The organism is Nocardioides oleivorans (assembly GCF_004137255.1).
GTDB classification, from domain to species: Bacteria; Actinomycetota; Actinomycetes; order Propionibacteriales; family Nocardioidaceae; genus Nocardioides; species Nocardioides oleivorans.
On sequence record NZ_SDWT01000001.1, the window covers coordinates 2,161,321 to 2,178,226 of the forward strand.

The following is a 16,906-nucleotide window of genomic DNA, read 5'->3' on the forward strand; positions in this document are numbered from 1 at the left end:
AGGAGATCGAACATGACTGTCACCGCCTGGGACGAGCCCGCCGGCGCCACGCCGCGCGGCACGCTCGTCGTCCTGCCCGGACGCGGCGAGACCGACGCGGCGTACGCCCGCTTCGGCAAGCGGCTCTCCGCCGACGCCTACAAGGTGCGCGTGGTCCCCGTCGACCTCGACGACCTCACCGGCACGCGTGAGCGGGTCGAGAAGCTGCTCGCCGACGAGTCGCTGCCCTCGCCGAAGGTGCTCGTCGGCGCCGACAGCGGAGCCACGCTGGCGGCCACCCTCGTGGGGGAGGTGGCCGCCGACGCAGCCGTGATCGCAGGCGTGGCGCTGCCCGGCTCGACCGCGGACGGCACGTGGGACGACCAGGTCGAGGCCCGCACCGCCTGTCCGGTGCACCGCTCGGTCCTCGACGGCGACGTGCTCCTGGACCGCGAGGCGCTCGACCGTCCACTGCCGTGGGCGTCCGTCGAGCTGTCCGCGCCCGACAAGCCCGTGCTCGTCGTCCACGGGACGGCCGACCGGATCACGCCTGCGGCCGACGCGATCGCGTCGTACGTCTCCGCCCCCGGCGCCCGCGTGTGGCTGGTCGAGGGTGGCCGGCACGACATCCTCAACGACGTGTCGCACCGCTCGGTGGCCGCCACGATCGTGCTGTTCCTGGAGTCGCTGAAGCTCGGCGCCGAGCTGCCGCCGGTGCTCGTCCCCGCGGGAGGCGCCCGATGAGCGTCACCGCCGTCGTCGTCGGCAACCCCAAGCCCGCGAGCCGCACCCTCGCCGCCGCGACCTACGTCGCGCACGAGCTCACCGGTGCCGAGCCCGACCTGGTCGTCGACCTCGCCACCCTGGGGCCGGCGATCCTCGACTGGGCCGACGCGGGCGTCGCCGACCTCGTCAAGCAGGTGGGTGCCGCCGACCTCGTCGTCGTCGCCAGCCCGACCTACAAGGCCGCCTACACGGGGCTGCTCAAGCTCTTCCTCGACCGGTTCGCCGGCGGCACCGGCCTCTCGGGACTGGCCGTGCCGCTCATGCTCGGGGGCAGTCCCGCCCACTCCCTCGCACCGGAGACGACCCTCCGGCCCGTGCTGACGGAGATCGGCGGGACCGTCCCCGGCAAGGCGCTCTACGTGGTCGACGCCCAGCACGACGACCCGGCGGCGTACGCCGACTGGCTCGCCGCCACCCGGCCGATCGTCTCCACCTTCCTGGCCCGCACGACAGCCCCCACGAACGGATCCCGATGACCGCCATGACCAGCCTGGCCACCAACCAGGACCTCGACCCCCGGCTCCTGCGCGACGCGTTCGGCACGTTCCCGAGCGGCGTCGTGGCGCTCGCCGCCGAGATCGACGGCCGTCCCATCGGCCTGGCCGCCAGCTCGTTCACCTCGGTCAGCCTCGACCCGCCGTTGGTGTCGGTCAGCCTGGCCACCTCCTCGAAGACGTGGCCCGACCTGCGCCGCTCGTCCCACATCGGGGTGACCGTGCTCGCCGACCACCACGCGGAGGTGTGCCGCGCCCTCGCCGGGCCGGTGGACCACCGCTTCGACGAGCTCGACTTCACCACGACGCCGGAGGGCGCGATCACCCTCGACGAGGGACTCGCCAGCTTCGACTGCACGATCTACCGCGAGGTGGAGGCCGGCGACCACGTGGTCGTCCTGCTCGAGCTGCACGCCGTGCACCAGGCCGAGGACAACGCGCACCCGCTGGTGTTCCACCGCAGCGGGTTCGGGACGCTCCGCACGCTCGCGTGAGCAGCAGGCGAGGACCCTCGTCGGCGCTACCGAACAGTCAGGTCGTGGTCTCGCCGACCGGCGACCCGACTGTTCGGTAGCGCGCGATGTGGCGGGGGTGCCCCAGGCAAGAGTCGAACTTGCGACCTTTCGCTTAGGAGGCGGCTGCTCTATCCACTGAGCTACTGGGGCGTGCCGTGCGCGCACGGCGGGCAGCATCCTGCCACGACGGCGTACGTCGACGAACTCGATGCTGCTCAGTGCGACTGCAGTGACCCGCTCGCGGCCGTCCAGGAGGACGCCGCCGCGCGTCGGGCGAGGCTCGCGAGGCAGCTCGAGATGGCCGACGAGCTCATCGGCCTGCTCTCCGCGCGACGCACCTGATCAGGCCTTTTCCGCCGCCCGGGACGAGAAGCGGCGTGGAGTCGCGGGCTCTGTGATCTTGTGATCGTGAAGTAGGTTCAGTGCGGTCAGCACCGCCCGTCCCTGTCGAAGGTGAGCTCCCGTGTCCGATGAGTCGCGCCCGGAGACGCCCGACAGCGCGCCCAAACGCAAGGGCAAGGCCAAGCGCAAGCACACGGTCGGACGGGTCGTCCTGATCAGCGCGCTCGTGCTCGCACTCATCACCGGGCTCAGCACGGTCTACTTCATCCGCCACCTCAACGGCAACATCGAGGGCGTCTCCACCGACGCGCTCGACGAGGACGCGCGGCCCGAGGAGGTCTACACCGGCAACGGCGAGCCGCTCGACATCCTGGTGATGGGCTCGGACTCCCGCGACTGCGACGGCTGCGGGATCGACCAGGAGGGTGGCGGTGGCTCCGACACCACGATCCTGGTGCACCTGTCCGCCGACCGCAGTCGGGCGTACGCCGTCTCCATCCCGCGCGACTCGATCGTCAACCGTCCCGAGGACGGGTGCGACTCCCCGGCGGTGACGGACGTGATCTGGAACGCCGCCTACAGCGTCGGCGGCCCGCTCTGCACGATGCGCCAGCTCGAGGAGAACACCGGCATCCGGGTCGAGCACTTCATCGTCGTCGACTTCGCCAGCTTCGGCTCGATGGTCGACGCGGTGGGGGGTGTCCCGGTCTGCGTGCCCGAGGACATCAAGGACCCGAAGCACAGCATCTTCGTGCCCAAGGGCAACCCGTCCGTGCTGACCGGCGACGAGGCCCTCGACTACGTGCGAGCGCGCTACGTCGGTGACCTGATCCAGCAGAACGACATCTCGCGCATCCGACGCCAGCAGGAGTTCATCGGTGCCCTCGTGCGCGAGGTGCTCTCCGCCGGCACCCTGACCCGCCTCGACAAGGTGGTGCGGTTCCTCGACGCGGCCACCAAGTCGCTCACCACCGACGACGAGTTCGCCAACGTCACCCGCCTCGGCAAGGTCGCGATGCAGCTGCAGGGCATCGGCCTGGACAAGATCAAGTTCGTCACGCTCCCCACGGCCTACTACACGCGCGACTCCGGCTTCTTCGGCCGGGTCTACTGGACCGAGCAGGCCGACGAGATCTGGAAGCTGATCGCCCAGGACAAGGAGCTGCCCGCCAAGCTCATCGGCGGCACCTCCGTCAGCGCCGAGGGTCCGCCCGGATCGTCGGAGTCGCCCAGCGCCGGCGAGTCTTCGACCGGTACGCCGTCGGGCACCCCGTCGGAGACCCCGAGCGAGACGCCGACCGAGACCCCGTCGGAGACCGTCACGGAGACGCCCAGCGGGACTCCCAGCACGCCGACCACGCCCACGGAGACGACCGACCCCGAGGACCGGATCTACGGCGTCTGCGCATGAGCGACCGCTCCGACCAGGAGGGTGCTCCGGAGCAGGAGCCCGAGTGGAAGCGCCGCCGCCGGCTGGCTGCTGTCTTCGGGGACGGCGTGCCCGAGCAGACCTCCGACGACACCGACGCCCGCGAGGACCGCTCCGGCAAGGGTGACGCGTGGTACCGCGACCAGGTGCCGCCCCACCACGGCTGAGCCCCCTCGACCCGCACATGACGAACGGCCCGCCTCCCTCCCGGGGCGGGCCGTTCGCGTGTGGTGCGTGCGTCGCTCAGACGGCGCCACCGCGGGACTTGAGCAGGTCGCGGATCTCCTCGAGGAGCGCGACGTCGGCGGGCGTGCCGCTCTCCTCGGCGGGGAAGAACTTGTCCTTCGCGCGGGTGTAGGGCGTGACCACGAAGAAGTAGATGACCGCCGCGAGGATGGCGAAGGCGACCAGCGCCGTCAGGAACGGTCCGATGAGGACGTCGCCCGGAGCGAAGGTGTCGAAGTTCGGCTCGTTGCCGCCGGTCACCTTGCTCACCGCGGAGAGCAGCATGCCGGTGAAGGCGGTGACCACGGCGGCGAACGACGTGCCCATGATGACGGCCACCGCGAGCTCGACGAGGTTGCCTCGGAGGATGAAGTTCTTGAATCCAGTCATGGTGCTCCCTCTTGCTGGGCCCCGAGAGGCCGACTGCGTGAATGGCAGAACGCTATCGCTCCCACGACACCGTCAGGAACTGCGAGAGCGCCGCGGACGTGATCTCCACGGCTTCTCGAGCAGACGCGCCGATCACGACGAGTGCACCTCCGGTGCCGCCGGCCGGCCCCTCAGGTACGTCGCGGGGCGTGGCCAGGACGGTCACGTCGCGCGCGATCGTGGTGGCGGCGCCCGTGCCCGGGTCGGTCGCCAGCAGGTCGACGACGTCGCCCGGGCGCAGGAGCGTCGCCATCCCGGCGTCGGGCAGCCGGACCGGCAGGACCGTGTCGCCGGCCTGCGCCTCGGCCAGGCCCGGACCCACGACCCGGGCGTCGGTCAGCACCTCGCCACGGCCGATCGGTGCCGCCAGCACGCGACCGGTCGCCTCGCCCGCGGCGTCGGGAGGTGCGAGGTCCGAGGGGAAGTCGCGGGTCGCGAGGTCGTCGTCGCCGAGGAGGGTGCCCGACGGCAGGTCCCTTGTCGCGACCAGCACGGACACGGTCTCGGGTGGCGGCGGCGCGATCGCGCGGATCGCGGCCAGGGCGGCGATCCCGGCCAGCACGGCCGCGGCCAGCCGCCGACGGCGCCGCAGCTGGTGGCGTACGGCTCGCAGGCGGCGTCGCGCTGGTGGGAGTCCCGGGAGCATCCGACGACGCTAGGCCGGATCGGCCCGGTGCCGCTCGGGCTCTCCACAGGGCCCGCGAGCCGAGGGCGCCCGGGTCGAGCAGCGGTGGGAGGTCAGTCCGAGGAGGACGAGCTGCTCGACGAGGTCGAGCTCGACGAGCTCGAGCCGCTCGTCGAAGTCGACGGCGTCGAGGAGGAGGACGACGAGGTGTCCGAGCTCTTCGTGCTCGACGACGCGGTGTCGGAGGACGACGTGGTGGAGCGGGAGTCGTTGCGGTAGAAGCCCGAGCCCTTGAAGACCACGCCGACGGCGTTGAAGACCTTGCGCAGCTTGCCGTCGCACACCGGGCAGACGGTGAGCGCGTCGTCGCTGAAGCTCTGGAACTGCTCGAACGCGTGGCCGCACTCGGTGCAGGCGTACTGGTAGGTGGGCATGTGGGTCCTTCGAGAGCGACTGCGAGGAGAGATGGGGACGATCGACGGGGCTGGCGCGACGCGCTGGCACTCGGGCCGACCGACTGCCAATGGTACGGCACAATGCGAACCGATGACCGAGCCCTCCGCACAGACCGAGCCTGCGACCGCCCCTCCCCGGACCAGCTGGTGGCAGACCTTCCGACGCGCGCCCCGCGCCGTGCGCTGGACCGCGTGGACCGCCGTGGGGCTGGTGGTCGTGCTGCTCGTGCTCGCGGCGGCTGCCGTGGTCGTCGTACGCCGTCCGCTGCCGCAGGTCGACGGCGCGGTCGAGGTGCCGGGACTGTCGGCGTCGGTCGAGGTGATCCGCGACGGCAACGGCATCCCGCAGCTCTACGCCGACACCGACGACGACCTGATGTTCGCGCAGGGCTACGTGCACGCGTCCGAGCGGTTCTTCGAGATGGACTTCCGCCGCCACGTGACGGCCGGCCGGCTCTCGGAGATGTTCGGCGACACCACGCTGGAGACCGACCGGTTCGTCCGCACGATGGGCTGGCGCCGGGTCGCCGAGCAGGAGTGGGCGCTGCTGCAGCCGGCGACGCGCGACGCGCTGACGTCGTACGCCGCCGGGGTCAACGCCTACATCGGCGACCGGTCGCCCTCGGAGCTGTCGGCGGAGTACGCCGTGCTCGGCCTGACCGGTCTCGACTACACGCCCGAGGAGTGGGACCCGATCGACTCGCTCGCCTGGCTCAAGGCGATGGCGTGGGACCTGCGCGGCAACATGGACGCCGAGGTCGACCGGGTGCTGCTCTCGCTCGACCACACCGACGCCGAGATCGCCCAGCTCTGGCCCGACTACCCCTACGACGAGCACCCGCCGATCGTCTCCGGCGGCGGCGTCGTCGACGGCGTCTTCGAGCAGAACGCGACGTCCAACGGCACCCGCAACCCGCGGCGACCGGCGTACCCCCGGGGTGTCGTCGACGCGCTCGAGGGCGTGCAGGCGAGCGTCGAGGCGATGCCCGACCTGCTCGGCAAGGGCCGCGGGCTGGGCAGCAACTCGTGGGTCGTCGACGGCGCGCACAGCTCCACCGGCATGCCGATCCTGGCCAACGACCCGCACCTCGGCGTCAGCCAGCCGGGCATCTGGATGCAGATGGGGCTGCACTGCCGCGAGGTGTCGGACGCCTGCACCCTCGACACCGCGGGCTTCACCTTCTCCGGCGTGCCCGGCGTGATCATCGGCCACAACGCCGACATCGCCTGGGGCTTCACCAACCTCGGCCCCGACGTCACCGACCTCTTCCTGGAGAAGACCGAGGGCGACGACCGCTACGTCCGCGACGACACCACGGAGCCGATGCAGGTGCGCACCGAGACGATCGAGGTGCGCGGGCAGGACGACGTGTCGCTGCGAGTCCGCGAGACCGTGCACGGGCCGCTCATCAGCGACGTGTCGTCGGAGTTCGCGACCGTCGGTGCCAACGCGCCCGCCGACGACGACGGTGACCGGGGGAGCGGGTACGCCGTCGCGCTGGCGTGGACCGCGCTCGATCCCGCGCCGACCGCCGACGCCATCCTCGAGCTCAACCGCGCGAGCGACTGGGACTCGTTCCGCGCCGCGGCCGCCGACTTCTCGGTGCCGTCGCAGAACCTGGTCTACGCCGACCGCGACGGCCACATCGGCTACCAGGCGCCGGGACGGGTGCCGATCCGCGGCGGCGGCAACGACGGAACGATGCCGGTCGAGGGCTGGAACAGCGCCAACGACTGGACCGGCGACGACATCCCGTTCGACGGCCTGCCGAGCGTGCTCGACCCGGAGGAGGGCTTCATCGCGACCGCGAACCAGGCGGTCATCGGCACGCGCTACCCCTACCTCCTCACCCAGGACTGGGACTACGGCTACCGCTCGACCCGCATCCGCGACGTGCTGACCGCGGAGGGGGAGCTCTCGGTCGCCGAGATGTCGGCGCTCCAGCTCGACACGACCAACCCGATGGCCGAGGAGCTCGTGCCCTACCTGCTCGACATCGACGTGCCCGGCGGCTACTACCGCAACGCCCAGAACCTGCTGCGCGACTGGGACTTCACCTCGCCGGCCGACAGCGCGCCGGCGGCGTACTTCAACGTGGTCTGGCGCAACCTGCTCGACCTGACCTTCCACGACGACCTGCGCCAGCGCACCTGGCCCGACGGCGGCGACCGGTGGTTCCTGGTCGTCGGCCGGATGCTGTCCGAGCCCGCCGGGCCGTGGTGGGACGACGTCGAGACCGACGAGGTCGAGACCCGCGACGACATCCTGCGGCAGGCGCTCCTCGACGCCCGCGACGAGCTCACCCGGCGCCAGGCGCGCGACGTCCGGCTGTGGGAGTGGGGCCGGCTGCACCGGATGAACCTCCACAACGCCACCCTCGGCGAGTCCGGCGTGGGACTGGTCGAGCGGCTGTTCAACCGCGACGGCTGGGAGGTCGGCGGCGGCAGCGCGATCGTCGACGCCACCTCGTGGAACGCCGTCGACGGCTACGAGGTCACCGCCGCCCCGTCGATGCGGATGGTCGTCTCGATGGCCGACCTCGACGACTCGCGCTGGATCAACCTCACCGGCGTCTCCGGGCACCCGGCCTCGTCGCACTACTCCGACCAGACCGAGCTCTACGTCGACGGCGAGACCCTGCCCTGGGCCTTCACCCGCGACGCGGTCCTCGCCTCGGCGGAGGACACGCTCGTGCTCCGGCCGCTCGTCACCGAGTAGAAGTCGTGATCCCCGGTCAGCCGGGGATCACTCAACTTGTCGGCCCTTGCAATGCCTGACAAGTTCAGCGATCCCCGGTCAGCCGGGGATCACGAGGGGTACGACGCCGCCCGCCGTCAGCGCGAAGCCGACCGGGAGGTCGTGGGGCTCGGTGGGCACCGCGACCCCGACCTCGTCGTCGTACAGCACCACGGCGACGGGGGTCCCGGGCGTGACGCGGGGGAGCGCCCGGTCGTAGCAGCCACCGCCCTGGCCGAGCCGCTCGCCGGTCGAGGAGACCCCGAGCCCCGGCACGAGGACCACGTCGGCCTGGCCGATCGCCTCGCGACCGAGTCGCTCGCCGGTCGGCTCGAAGAGCCCGCGCACGGCCGGGGCGAGGCTGTCGCGGCCGGTGTAGACGGCCCAGTCGAGGTCGAGGCCGGGCAGCACCACCGGGAGGAGCACGCGCTTGCCGGCGGCGACGAGCGCGTCGAGCAGGAGGCCGGTGCCGGGCTCGCTGCCGACGGAGACGTACGCCGCCACGGTGGCGGCACGGCGCACCTCCGACCACTCCGTGGCCACGTCCGCGACGGAGGCCGCGAGGAGGGCGGCCGCCTCGAGCGGACGGCGCTTGCGGGCAGCGCGCAGCTGGTCGCGCAGGGCGTCCTTGGTGACCGTGCTAACACCGGGATGTGGCGTGTCCACCTGAGCAGCCTACGATCGAAGCATGGGAAGCAAGGGCAATGCCCAGGGCCTCGCCCTGGCGCGCGAGAAGATGCGTGCGGCCGGAGTGGACGAGGTCGCGGTCGACACCTTCGCGCACTACTACCGACTCCTCGAGCACGGTGAGACCGGCATGATCGCCGAGGACACCATCGACCCGCTCGACATGGAGGCGCTGGCCGACGTCGAGGTGCCCGACGACGTCGCGACCGAGGCCATCCGGCGGACCGCCGTGATCAAGCTCAACGGCGGCCTCGGCACGTCGATGGGCATGGAGCGCGCGAAGTCGCTGCTGTGCGTGCGCCGCGGTCTGAGCTTCCTCGACATCATCGCCCGGCAGGTGCTGCACCTGCGCCAGCAGTACGACGCCACGCTGCCGCTGCTGTTCATGAACTCCTTCCGCACCTCGGCCGACACGATGGCCGCGCTCGAGCGCTACGACGAGCTGCCCGTCGACGGCCTGCCGCTGGAGTTCCTGCAGAACAAGGAGCCCAAGCTCCTCGAGGCCGACCTGATGCCGGCCGCCTACCCCAAGGCACCTGACCTCGAGTGGTGCCCGCCCGGCCATGGCGACCTCTACACCGCGCTGCGCGGCACCGGCCTGCTCGCCCGTCTCATCGACGCCGGATTCCGCTACGTCTTCGTCTCCAACTCCGACAACCTCGGCGCCGTCCCCGACGCGCGGGTCGCCGGCTGGTTCGCCCAGAGCGGTGCGCCGTTCGCCATCGAGGCCGTGCGTCGCACGCCGTCCGACCGCAAGGGCGGGCACTTCGCGCGCCGCAAGTCCGACGGCCGCATCGTGCTGCGCGAGTCTGCCCAGACGCTCGACGCCGACAAGGAGGCGCTGGCCGACCTCAGCCGGCACCAGTTCTGCTCGACCAACAACCTCTGGTTCGACCTGCAGGCGATGTCCGACGCGCTCGACGCCCGCGGCGGCATCCTCGGCCTGCCCCTGATCCGCAACGTGAAGCACCTCGACCCGGCCGACGCGTCGACCCCGAAGGTGATCCAGGTCGAGACCGCGATGGGTGCGGCGATCGAGGTCTTCGAGGGAGCCCGCACGATCGAGGTCGGCCGCGACAGGTTCGTCCCGGTCAAGACCACCGACGACCTGCTGGTGCTGCGCTCCGACGTCTACGACATCGGCAAGGACTTCGTCCTCGACCAGACCGGCGACGAGGTGCCCTACGTCTCGCTCGACGGCGAGTTCTACAAGCTCGTCGGTGACTTCGACAAGCGCTTCCCCGAGGGCGCGCCGTCGCTGCGCGAGGCCGACTCGTTCACCGTCGAGGGCGACTGGACCTTCGGCCACGGCGTGAAGGTCGTCGGGGAGGTCACCCTCAACGCGAGCTCCGCCAAGCGCGTCGAGGGCGGCACGATCCTCGACGAGCAGGAGCAGCATGGCTGAGCCGGATCACGGGCCGCACCGCGCCACAGCGCCCGGCCTGCTCCCCGTCGGGGACTACCTCGACCGCATCCTCGCCACCATCTCCCCGCTGCCGGCCTTCCCGCAGCCGTTGATGGAGGCCCTGGGCCTCGCTCTCGCCGAGGACGTCGTCGCCGCGATCTCCCTGCCGAGCTTCGACAACTCCGCGATGGACGGCTACGCCGTGGTCGCCGAGGACGTCGCCGGCGCCACCGAGGACGACCCCGTCGTGCTGCCGGTCGTCGGGGAGATCGGTGCCGGGCAGTCCTCGATCCTCGCCCTCTCGCCGGGCAGCGCCGTGAAGATCATGACCGGCGCACCCGTGCCGGCCGGTGCCACCGCGGTCGTGCCCTACGAGTGGACCGACCGCGGCGTCGCGTCCGTGCGCATCGGCCAGGCACCGACGGCCGGCCAGCACATCCGTCCGCTCGGCGACGACATCGCCGAGGGCGACATGCTGCTCGAGGAGGGCACGGTCCTCGGTCCTCGCCACCTCGGCATGCTCGCGGCGGTCGGCCGCGCGACCGTACGCACCCGTCCCCGCCCGCGCGTCGTGGTCATCTCGACCGGGTCCGAGCTGCGCGACCCCGGCACCCCGCTGGGCCACGACTCGATCTACGACGGCAACTCCTACCTCCTGGCCGCGGCCGCCCGCGCCGCCGGTGCCATCGCCTACCGCGTCGGCATCGTGCCCGACGAGGCGCACGCCTTCACCGAGGCGCTGAGTGACCAGCTGGTCCGCGCCGACATCGTCGTCACCAGCGGCGGCGTCAGCGAGGGCGACTTCGACGTCGTGAAGGAGTCGCTGTCGCAGCACGGCACGATGTGGTTCGGCGGCGTCGGCATGCAGCCGGGCAAGCCGCAGGGCTTCGGCACCGTCGGTGAGGACGCCACCCCGGTCTTCACGCTGCCCGGCAACCCGGTGTCGTCCTACGTCTCCTTCGAGATGTTCGTGCTGCCCGCGATCCGCCGGATGATGGGCAAGCTGCCCTACGTCCGTCCGACCAGCCGCGCGCGCCTCACCCACGGACTCTCCTCGCCCGACGGCAGGATGCAGATGGTGCGCGGCCTCTACGACTCCGACCGCGGCGGCACGTTCGTCTCACCGGTCGGCGGCCACGGCTCGCACCTCATCGGTGACCTCGCCACCGCCAACTGCCTCATCGAGGTGCCCGCCGCGACGACCGCGATCGCGGCCGGTGAGATGGTCGCGATCCGCAAGCTCGACGAGGAGTTCTGAGATGGCTCCGGGAGAGCTCACCCACCTCGACGCGAGTGGCGCCGCCCGGATGGTCGACGTGGGTGACAAGGCGGTCACGGCTCGTACGGCGTCCGCGTCGGGCCGCGTGCTCGTCAGCCCGGCGGTCGTCGGGCTGCTGCGCGGCGAGGGCGTGCCGAAGGGCGACGCGCTGGCGGTCGCCCGCATCGCCGGGATCATGGGTGCCAAGCAGACGCCGGCGCTGATCCCGCTGTGCCACCCGCTCTCGATCTCCGGGGTGAGCCTCGACCTCGAGGTCACCGACGAGTCCGTCGACATCACCGCGACCGTCCGCACCACCGACCGCACCGGCGTCGAGATGGAGGCCCTGACCGCGGTGTCGGTCGCGGCGCTCACCGTCGTCGACATGGTCAAGGCCGTCGACAAGGCCGCGGTCATCACCGACATCCAGGTCGAGACCAAGACCGGCGGGAAGTCGGGGGACTGGTCCCGATGAGCCTCCGCGCCGCCGTCGTCGTCGCGTCCAACCGTGCCGCGGCTGGTGTGTACGCCGACGAGACCGGACCGCTCATCGCCGACTGGCTGCGCGACCAGGGCTTCGCGTGCGCGGACCCCGCCGTCGTGCCCGACGGCGACCCGGTGCGCGACGCGATCGCCGCGGCGGTGGCCGACGGCGTACGCCTCGTCCTCACGACCGGCGGCACGGGGCTGACCCCGACGGACCGTACGCCGGAGGCGACCCGCCCGCTCCTCGACCGCGAGGTGCCGGGCATCGCGGAGGCGATTCGTGCCGCGGGCGTGGCCAAGGGCGTGCCGACCGCGATGCTCTCGCGCGGCATCGCGGGGATCGCCGGTGACTGCCTCGTCATCAACCTCCCCGGCTCCCGCGGCGGCGTGAAGGACGGGCTGTCCGTGCTGGAGGACGTCGTTCGCCACGCGGTCGAGCAAGCGGTCGGGAGCGACCACTGAGCGCCTTGCCGGGGACCTCTCCCGGCTGGCCCGCGCACCTGGAGTCCGAGGGCGTGGTCCTGCGCTCGCTGCGCAAGTCCGACGCCGACGAGTGGCAGGCCGTGCGCCAGCGCAACCACGACTGGCTGCGGCCGTGGGACGCGACCGTGCCGCCGGGGTCGGCGCCCCGCCCGTCGTCGTACAAGCTGGTGACGAAGTCGCTGCTGCAGCAGGCGCGGCAGGGCGCCTGCCTGCCGTTCGTCATCGAGGTCGACGGCAGGTTCGCCGGGCAGGTGACGGTGAGCAACGTGGCCAGGGGATCGGCGCAGTGGGCCTCGATCGGCTACTGGGTCGCCGCCGAGGTCGCCGGCCGTGGTGTCGCGCCGCGCGCGGTGGCGCTGGCGATCGACCACTGCTTCGGCTCGGTCGGCCTGCACCGCGTCGAGATCTGCGTGCGGCCGGAGAACTCGAACTCCCTGCGGGTGGTGGAGAAGCTCGGCCTCGAGCAGGTCGGTTACGCCCCCCGCTTCCTCCACATCGACGGCGAGTGGCGCGACCACCGGATCTTCGCAGTGACGGTCGAGGAGGTGCCGCGAGGCATCCTGGCGAGGCTCTCGACACATCAGTCACACCAGTAGTTCTGCGACACACCACTTGACATCCGCCTCGCTCGTGCTCCGCGCTCCTACGCTCGGGTCGTGGACCTGAGCGCTCTCATCTTCGTCGCCCTTGCCGTGGCGTGGGCCGTCTACCTGATCCCCAAGGCCCTCAAGCACCACGACGAGGTCGTCCGCAGCCGCTCGGTCGACAAGTTCTCCCACACGATGCGTGTGCTGGCCCGTCGCGAGCCCGTCGACCGCCGCAACGCGCGCCTGGTCGTCTCGCCGATCCGCGCCGCGCTCCGCCCGCCGGTCGAGACCAAGAAGCACGTCGAGCCCGAGCCGGTCATGGCGTCCGCTCGCCCGGCCTCCCGCCCGGTGACCCGACCAGCCGCCCGGCCGGCCGACCTGCGCGCGTCCGCGCGACGTGCCGCGAAGCGCCGCCGCAACGTGCTCGCCCTGGTCCTGCTCGTCAACGTGGTCGTCGTCGGCCTCGCCTCGTTCTCCGTCATCACCTGGCCGTGGGTCGCCGGACCCGTCGCCCTCCTCGTGGCCTGGCTCGTCGCCTGCCGCGTGTCGGTCCGCGCCGAGCGCGCGGGTCGCTCCGCGATCGAGGTCGGTGCGCCGCCGCGGGTCGACGAGGCTCCCGACCAGGACGACCTCGACCTCACCGGCGAGATCCCGGTGACCCCCGGGTCCCCGCGGATCCCCGTCGAGACGCCCGTCGTCGACTCGCCCGTCGTCGAGGCCCCCGTCGAGCAGCCGGTAGCTAAGCCGGTCGCCGAGCCTGTCGCGGGAGGCTGGGACATGGTCCCCACGACGCTCCCGACCTACGTCAGCAAGCCGGCGGCGAGCCGTCGTACCGTCTCGACGATCGACCTGGACTCGACCGGCGTCTGGTCGAGCGGTCGCAACGACGAGGACTCCGCCATCGCGCGCTCCGCCGAGAAGTCCGCCAAGGCGGCCCGCGCCAGCGACGAGAGCCGTCGCGCCAGCGGCGCCTGATCCTTCGCTCCCTCCCCGGGTCCGGTGGAATTCCACCCGCCTGGGTGGAAGTCCGGGGCCTGGTCGGCCGGCCCACGCCCAGCGCCGGATGAAGGTCAGCGCACACGGGTGGACCTTCATCGGGTCGATTGGGAACGGCGCCGACGGCTCGTGTATCTTTGCGACGCGCCGTGAGGCGTGGAGGGGCTGTGGCGCAGTTGGTAGCGCGTCTCGTTCGCAATGAGAAGGTCAGGGGTTCGAATCCCCTCAGCTCCACCGAGAAGCACCGGACCGGGCCGTGCCCGCCATCCCGACGAGGGAGGCAGGCGCGGCCCTCGTCGTTTTCAGGCGCTCGGCGCACGTCCGTTCCACCCGGGCTTCTGCACGTCGCCGCCCGCCGGGAGACAGGTATCCTTGGCCCACGCCCGTCGTCGGTCACGGGCAGCTGGTCATGACGAGAAAGACGCGGACTGCCCGTGGACATCCATTCCTTCCCGGGCGAGCGCTCGCCCGGCATCGTCGCCCCCTTCGCCTACGACGTCGCCGGTGACCGGTGGGACTGGTCGGACGCCCTCTACGAGCTCCACGGCTACGCGCCGCGAGAGATCCCGGCCACGACCGGTGCGCTGATGCACCACAAGCACCCCGGCGACCGGGAGCGAGCCGCCGGTGTCTTCGCTGCCGTGATCCGTGAGGGCGGGACCTACAGCTGCTACCACCGCATCGTGGACCGGAACAAGAAGGTCCTCTCCGTGGTGAGCGTGGGCAAGTCGCTCCTCGACGCCGAGGGCCGGACGGTCGAGATCCAGGGGTACTACATCGACCTGACGCAGGTGCGTCGCGACGAGACCCAGGCCGACGTCGAGGACGCCCTCACCAGGAAGGCAGTGGCCGCCCCGGTCATCGAGCAGGCCAAGGGCATGATCATGCTGGCCGAGGACTGCACCGCCGACGAGGCGTTCGAGCGGCTGCGGCTGTGCTCGCAGCTCGCCAACCGCAAGGTCGCCGACATCGCCCAGACGCTGCTCGAGTCGGCCGACGGGAGCGCGGGCGACGGGGTCGCCGGGATCCTGGAGCGACTCGTCCGGAAGGCTCGGGCGGGCGGGGACGTCTCGACGAGGCGGCCCACGACAGTTTGACGAGGCTGTTCCCCGGCGTCTGCGCGACGGCTCAGGCGGTGATCAGGTCCGGGTCGTGCAGCTGGGACCCGAGGCTGCGCAGCGCGGTCCTGATCCTCGTCTTGGTCGTGCCCACAGGAGCCTGCATCAGCCGCGCCACGGTGCTGTACGTGTGCCCGTCCAGGTAGGCCAGCTCGAGCGCCTGCCGCTGCGGTGCCGGCAGGAGGGCCATGGCCTCGCGCACCACCAGGGCATCGAGGTGCGCTCCGGCCAGGTCGGCCGTCGAGTCGAGCGACGTGGCGCTGTCCTGGTCGTGGTGCCACGTGGCGTCCCGGCGCTGGAGAGCGGTGTGCGACCGGACGCGATCGACGGCGCGGTGGTGGGCCATGGCCAGGATCCAGCCCTGGGCCGAGCCGCGGAGGGGGTCGAAGCTGGCTGACTTGCGCCAGACCTCGACGAACACGTCCTGGGTGACGTCCTCGGCGTGGTGGTGGTCGCGCAGCACGCGCAGGACCAGCCCGTGCACCCGGCTGGACATGAGGTCGTAGAGCTCAGCGAACGCTTCCTGGTCGCCTGTTGCTGCTCGCCGGAGCCGCAGCGCGACAGGGTCCTCGGTGCGGTGTCTGGCAGGGCGGGGTGCTGGTGCGGGAGGGGGCATGGTGGTGCTCCGTCGAGTCATGACTCGCGGTCAAGGCCCCATGGCTTGAGAGCTTGATGCTGCCGAGGCTAGCGGCGCTGGAACGCACGCTGTGCGTTTCGACGACTTTGCCACCTCTAGGGGTGTCTGGGGGAATGCGTCGCGACGGCCGGGTGTCCCTGAGCCACCTGCCGTCGCGACGCACTTTCAGCCCCCGGGGATGTACGACGTGGTGCGGGCACCGATCGTCACGCCCGGCGTGATGTGACCTGGGCCACTCTCGCCGGCCGACCCGAAGCGTCGGCGTGGCCTGTGTCACATCGGCGTGACGATCGCGCACCAGCCCTCGTCTCACTCTCGAACGGTGCACGACAACCGAGCACCGGCCCCGCCGGATCCACGGACGATCCGAGCGCGGGCAATGACGACGAACACCGAACACCGAACACCGAACAAGGAAGAAGGACTGATCACGTGAGCGAGAAGAGCATCGAGAAGACGGCCGTCTCGGCGGGCGAGCTGGACTCGACCCAGGGTCGTACGACGATCGCGGACACCGTGGTGTCGAAGATCGCGGGTCTGGCGACCAAGGAGGTCTCCGGTGTCTACGCCCTGGGTGGCGGTACGGCGCGTGCGGTGGGTGCGATCCGTGAGCGGATCCCGGGCAGCTCGACCAACCACTCGCAGGGCATCTCGGTCGAGGTGGGCGAGAAGGAGGCCGCTATCGACATCCAGCTGGTCGCCGAGTACGGGGTGGCGATCGCTGACCTGGCTGCGGGGATCCGTAGCAACGTGATCGCTGCGGTGGAGCGGATGGTGGGCCTGCACGTGGTGGAGGTCAACATCGAGGTCCAGGACGTCCACATCGAGTCCGACGACGACGGCGCCGAGGCCGGTGCCACCGTCAGCGAGCCGCGGGTCCAGTGACCGGACCCGACGTCCCGGCCGGGGGTGACGGCGCGACTGCCGACCTGGTGGCTGCTGCCGTGCTCGCGGTGCCGGGGGTCTCGGGTCTGCACGGTGGCGCGTTCGGTGAGGTGGGGACCTACCTGCCGGGTCGGCGGGTCAGCGGGATCCGGCTGGGTGCCACGAGCCAGGTGCACGTGACCGTGGCGATGGGCTCCGACGTGCTGGCCGTGGCCGGTCAGGTCCGCGACACCGTCTCGACCCTGCTCGGGGGGCCTGTCGAGGTGGTCGTCGAGGACGTCACGCCCGCACCACGGGGCTGACGCGACCGGCGAAGCCTGCTCGCCCCGATCTGGGACGTCCCGCCCG

21 protein-coding genes and 2 tRNA genes are annotated in these 16,906 nt (G+C 71.6%); 17 read left to right on the forward strand and 6 right to left on the reverse strand.

Features of this window, described 5'->3' with window-relative positions; genetic code table 11:
* The first annotated feature begins 12 nt into the window (after window positions 1–12).
* Genes EUA93_RS10295 through EUA93_RS10305 form a run of 3 tightly spaced genes read left to right on the forward strand, consistent with a single transcriptional unit; the run spans window position 13 to window position 1,753 of the window.
* Window positions 13–723, forward strand: coding sequence for an alpha/beta hydrolase (locus EUA93_RS10295; protein WP_129400048.1), 711 nt, complete (start codon window positions 13–15; stop codon window positions 721–723).
* A complete protein-coding gene (locus tag EUA93_RS10300) occupies window positions 720–1,241 on the forward strand; it encodes an NADPH-dependent FMN reductase (RefSeq protein ID WP_129400049.1) in 522 nt (173 codons plus the stop codon). The genes EUA93_RS10295 and EUA93_RS10300 overlap by 4 nt, the downstream gene beginning before the upstream one ends.
* Window positions 1,238–1,753 (forward strand): flavin reductase family protein, encoded by a 516-nt coding sequence (locus EUA93_RS10305; protein WP_207208654.1) that lies wholly within the window; start codon window positions 1,238–1,240, stop codon window positions 1,751–1,753. Before EUA93_RS10300 ends, EUA93_RS10305 begins: the two co-directional genes overlap by 4 nt.
* A gap of 98 nt (window positions 1,754–1,851) precedes the next feature.
* Here EUA93_RS10305 and EUA93_RS10310 read toward each other — a convergent pair.
* Window positions 1,852–1,924 (reverse strand) — tRNA-Arg (locus EUA93_RS10310).
* Here EUA93_RS10310 and EUA93_RS10315 point away from each other — a divergent pair.
* The 3 genes from EUA93_RS10315 (at window position 1,925) to EUA93_RS10325 (ending at window position 3,712) form a co-directional block, all read left to right on the forward strand.
* Window positions 1,925–2,116, forward strand: a complete 192-nt coding sequence (locus EUA93_RS10315) for a hypothetical protein (RefSeq protein ID WP_129400050.1) — start codon at window positions 1,925–1,927, stop codon at window positions 2,114–2,116. It abuts the tRNA gene before it with no gap.
* Window positions 2,117–2,237: 121 nt separating this feature from the next.
* Window positions 2,238–3,527 carry an LCP family protein gene (locus tag EUA93_RS10320; protein WP_129400051.1) on the forward strand — a complete coding sequence of 430 codons (1,290 nt, stop codon included), beginning with the start codon at window positions 2,238–2,240 and terminating at the stop codon, window positions 3,525–3,527.
* Complete coding sequence (locus EUA93_RS10325) at window positions 3,524–3,712, forward strand: hypothetical protein (protein WP_129400052.1); 189 nt, start codon at window positions 3,524–3,526, stop codon at window positions 3,710–3,712. Before EUA93_RS10320 ends, EUA93_RS10325 begins: the two co-directional genes overlap by 4 nt.
* A 76-nt stretch (window positions 3,713–3,788) precedes the next feature.
* Here the strand turns inward: EUA93_RS10325 and EUA93_RS10330 are convergent, their stop codons facing one another.
* From EUA93_RS10330 to EUA93_RS10340, 3 genes are all read right to left on the reverse strand, one after another.
* Window positions 3,789–4,160: an MscL family protein gene (locus EUA93_RS10330; protein ID WP_129400053.1), complete on the reverse strand. Its 372-nt coding sequence runs from the start codon at window positions 4,158–4,160 to the stop codon at window positions 3,789–3,791.
* Window positions 4,161–4,212: 52 nt separating this feature from the next.
* The gene (locus EUA93_RS10335; protein WP_129400054.1) at window positions 4,213–4,845 is read right to left on the reverse strand and encodes an SAF domain-containing protein; all 633 of its coding nucleotides are present in this window, start codon (window positions 4,843–4,845) and stop codon (window positions 4,213–4,215) included.
* A 92-nt stretch (window positions 4,846–4,937) separates the two neighbouring features.
* Window positions 4,938–5,258, reverse strand: a complete 321-nt coding sequence (locus tag EUA93_RS10340; protein WP_129400055.1) for an FmdB family zinc ribbon protein — start codon at window positions 5,256–5,258, stop codon at window positions 4,938–4,940.
* A 112-nt stretch (window positions 5,259–5,370) separates the two neighbouring features.
* Here EUA93_RS10340 and EUA93_RS10345 point away from each other — a divergent pair, with 112 nt between their 5' ends.
* Window positions 5,371–7,998 carry a penicillin acylase family protein gene (locus tag EUA93_RS10345; protein ID WP_129400056.1) on the forward strand — a complete coding sequence of 876 codons (2,628 nt, stop codon included), beginning with the start codon at window positions 5,371–5,373 and terminating at the stop codon, window positions 7,996–7,998.
* A 78-nt stretch (window positions 7,999–8,076) separates the two neighbouring features.
* Here the strand turns inward: EUA93_RS10345 and EUA93_RS10350 are convergent, their stop codons facing one another.
* Complete coding sequence (locus tag EUA93_RS10350; RefSeq protein ID WP_129400057.1) at window positions 8,077–8,682, reverse strand: 5-formyltetrahydrofolate cyclo-ligase; 606 nt, start codon at window positions 8,680–8,682, stop codon at window positions 8,077–8,079.
* A gap of 22 nt (window positions 8,683–8,704) precedes the next feature.
* On the opposite strand from EUA93_RS10350, the gene EUA93_RS10355 reads away from it, so the two are divergent.
* The 8 genes from EUA93_RS10355 (at window position 8,705) to EUA93_RS10390 (ending at window position 15,015) form a co-directional block, all read left to right on the forward strand.
* Window positions 8,705–10,108 (forward strand): UTP--glucose-1-phosphate uridylyltransferase, encoded by a 1,404-nt coding sequence (locus EUA93_RS10355; RefSeq protein ID WP_129400058.1) that lies wholly within the window; start codon window positions 8,705–8,707, stop codon window positions 10,106–10,108.
* Window positions 10,101–11,366 (forward strand): molybdotransferase-like divisome protein Glp, encoded by a 1,266-nt coding sequence (gene glp, locus EUA93_RS10360; RefSeq protein WP_129400059.1) that lies wholly within the window; start codon window positions 10,101–10,103, stop codon window positions 11,364–11,366. Before EUA93_RS10355 ends, glp begins: the two co-directional genes overlap by 8 nt.
* 1 nt (window position 11,367) lies before the next feature.
* Window positions 11,368–11,841, forward strand: coding sequence for a cyclic pyranopterin monophosphate synthase MoaC (gene moaC / locus EUA93_RS10365; protein WP_129400060.1), 474 nt, complete (start codon window positions 11,368–11,370; stop codon window positions 11,839–11,841).
* Window positions 11,838–12,314, forward strand: a complete 477-nt coding sequence (locus tag EUA93_RS10370; protein WP_129400061.1) for a MogA/MoaB family molybdenum cofactor biosynthesis protein — start codon at window positions 11,838–11,840, stop codon at window positions 12,312–12,314. The genes moaC and EUA93_RS10370 overlap by 4 nt, the downstream gene beginning before the upstream one ends.
* A gap of 5 nt (window positions 12,315–12,319) precedes the next feature.
* Window positions 12,320–12,931: a GNAT family N-acetyltransferase gene (locus tag EUA93_RS10375; protein WP_207208655.1), complete on the forward strand. Its 612-nt coding sequence runs from the start codon at window positions 12,320–12,322 to the stop codon at window positions 12,929–12,931.
* 60 nt (window positions 12,932–12,991) lie between these two features.
* The gene (sepX, locus tag EUA93_RS10380) at window positions 12,992–13,897 is read left to right on the forward strand and encodes a divisome protein SepX/GlpR (RefSeq protein WP_129400062.1); all 906 of its coding nucleotides are present in this window, start codon (window positions 12,992–12,994) and stop codon (window positions 13,895–13,897) included.
* A gap of 182 nt (window positions 13,898–14,079) precedes the next feature.
* Window positions 14,080–14,152: transfer RNA gene (locus EUA93_RS10385), tRNA-Ala, on the forward strand.
* Window positions 14,153–14,352: 200 nt separating this feature from the next.
* On the forward strand, window positions 14,353–15,015 hold the full coding sequence (locus EUA93_RS10390) for a PAS and ANTAR domain-containing protein (RefSeq protein ID WP_129400063.1): 663 nt from the start codon (window positions 14,353–14,355) through the stop codon (window positions 15,013–15,015).
* Between the two features lie 31 nt (window positions 15,016–15,046).
* Here EUA93_RS10390 and EUA93_RS10395 read toward each other — a convergent pair whose 3' ends face one another.
* Window positions 15,047–15,673 (reverse strand): sigma-70 family RNA polymerase sigma factor, encoded by a 627-nt coding sequence (locus EUA93_RS10395; RefSeq protein ID WP_338036346.1) that lies wholly within the window; start codon window positions 15,671–15,673, stop codon window positions 15,047–15,049.
* A gap of 432 nt (window positions 15,674–16,105) precedes the next feature.
* Here EUA93_RS10395 and EUA93_RS10400 point away from each other — a divergent pair, with 432 nt between their 5' ends.
* A complete protein-coding gene (locus EUA93_RS10400) occupies window positions 16,106–16,558 on the forward strand; it encodes an Asp23/Gls24 family envelope stress response protein (protein WP_129400065.1) in 453 nt (150 codons plus the stop codon).
* Complete coding sequence (locus EUA93_RS10405; protein WP_129400066.1) at window positions 16,555–16,860, forward strand: hypothetical protein; 306 nt, start codon at window positions 16,555–16,557, stop codon at window positions 16,858–16,860. Before EUA93_RS10400 ends, EUA93_RS10405 begins: the two co-directional genes overlap by 4 nt.
* Window positions 16,861–16,906: the final 46 nt, after the last annotated feature.